Source organism: Streptomyces sp. 8L, assembly GCF_020176795.1.
Lineage (GTDB): Bacteria > Actinomycetota > Actinomycetes > Streptomycetales > Streptomycetaceae > Streptomyces.
In genome coordinates, this window is record NZ_JAIUKE010000846.1 from 1 (window position 1) to 1808 (window position 1808).

Sequence of the window (1808 nt, forward strand, 5' to 3'; positions counted from 1 at the left end):
CGGAGACCCTCGATGGCACCCACCCTCACCCCACCCACCCCCCCCCCCCCCCACCCCGGGGCCGCCTGGGACGACGCCTGGCGGCGCGCCCTCGTCGCGGCACCCGAGGCGTTCCAGGCCGACCGCGTCCGCAACCTCTGGGCCGGGACCTGGCGCGCGGACGGCCGCTCGCTGCCCGCCACCAGCCCCGTCGACGGCACCGCTATCGCCGGGCCGCCGATGCTCGGCCCGGACACCGCGAGGCAGGCGGTGCGCGCCTGCCTCGACCAGCACAGGGGCTGGCGGCACACGCCGCTCGTCGAGCGCAAGGCCCGCGTCACGGCCGCGCTCGACGCCCTCGACACCCACCGGGACCTGCTGGCCCTGCTGCTCGTGTGGGAGATCGGCAAGCCCTGGCGGCTCGCCCGCGCCGACGTCGACCGTGCGATCGACGGCGTTCGCTGGTACGTGTCAGGGATCGACCGGATGGCCGCGGGCCGGGCCCCGCTCGAAGGCCCCGTCTCGAACATCGCCAGCTGGAACTACCCGATGTCCGTGCTCGTCCACGCGATGCTCGTCCAGGTCCTCGCGGGCAACGCGGTCATCGCCAAGACGCCCACCGACGGGGGAGTGGCCTGCCTGACCCTCGCGTGCGCGCTCGCCGCCCGCGAAGGGCTGCCGGTCTCGCTGGTCAGCGGCAGCGGCCGGGAGCTGTCCGCAGAACTCGTCGGATCGCCGGAGATCGGCTGTGTCTCGTTCGTCGGCGGCCGGGACACCGGCGCCGGCATCGCCACGGCCGTGACCGACCTCGGCAAGCGGCACATCCTGGAACAGGAGGGCCTCAACACCTGGGGCATCTGGAACTTCAGCGACTGGCCGTCGCTCGCCGCCGTGATCCCGAAGCTGTTCGACTACGGCAAGCAGCGCTGCACGGCCTACCCCCGGTTCGTCGTGCAGCGGTCGCTGTTCGCGGAGTTCCTCGACGCCTACCTGCCGGCCGTACGGTCGGTGCGGGCCGGCCACCCGCTGGCCGTCGCCGACCCGGACGACCCGCTGCCCGAGCTGGACTTCGGCCCGCTCATCAACGCGGCGAAGGCCAAGGAACTGCGCGACCAGGTGGCAGAGGCGGTCGACCGCGGCGCGGTCCCGCTGCACGAGGGCACCCTGCCGGACGCGGCGTTCCCGCCCGGCGGGTCCCGGGACGCCTACCTCGCGCCCGTCACCCTGCTGGAACCGCCGCCCTCCTCCCCGCTGCACCACGCGGAGCCGTTCGGACCGGTCGACACGATCGTGCTGGTCGACACGGAGGCGGAGCTGCTGGCCGCCATGAACGCCTCGAACGGAGCGCTCGTGGCGACGCTGTCCACCGACGACCCCGCGACCTACGCCCGGCTCGCGCCCCAGGTGCGGGCCTTCAAGGTCGGCCACGGCAAACCCCGCTCGCGCGGTGACCGCGACGAGCTGTTCGGCGGCTTCGGACACGCCTGGCGCGGCGCCTTCGTCGGGGGCGAGCTGCTCGTACGGGCCGTCACGGCGGGCCCGGAGGGGGAGCGCCTGCCGGGCAACTTCCCGGACTACCACCTGATGCCCTGAATCACCCGGGGCGCCACCGGCCCTGGGGGGCGGGCCCGCCGGTCACGGCCCGCTCGGCAGGCCACGCCTGACCACCACATATAGGGGTGAGAGGCACTCGAAACCCCTGGTATTGTTGACCACGTCACCGCGACGGGAACGCTGCGGAAGACCACTCGTCCGGGTGGCGGAATGGCAGACGCGCTAGCTTGAGGTGCTAGTGCCCTTTATCGGGCGTGGGGGTTCAAGTCCCCCCT

At 73.6% G+C, this 1808-nt stretch carries 1 protein-coding gene; it reads left to right on the top strand.

Annotated features, from left to right (window positions below; genetic code table 11):
- The first annotated feature begins 12 nt into the window (after window positions 1-12).
- Window positions 13-1572, top strand: a complete 1560-nt coding sequence (locus LCE31_RS39350) for an aldehyde dehydrogenase family protein (RefSeq protein ID WP_225023071.1) — start codon at window positions 13-15, stop codon at window positions 1570-1572.
- The last annotated feature ends 236 nt before the right edge of the window (window positions 1573-1808 follow it).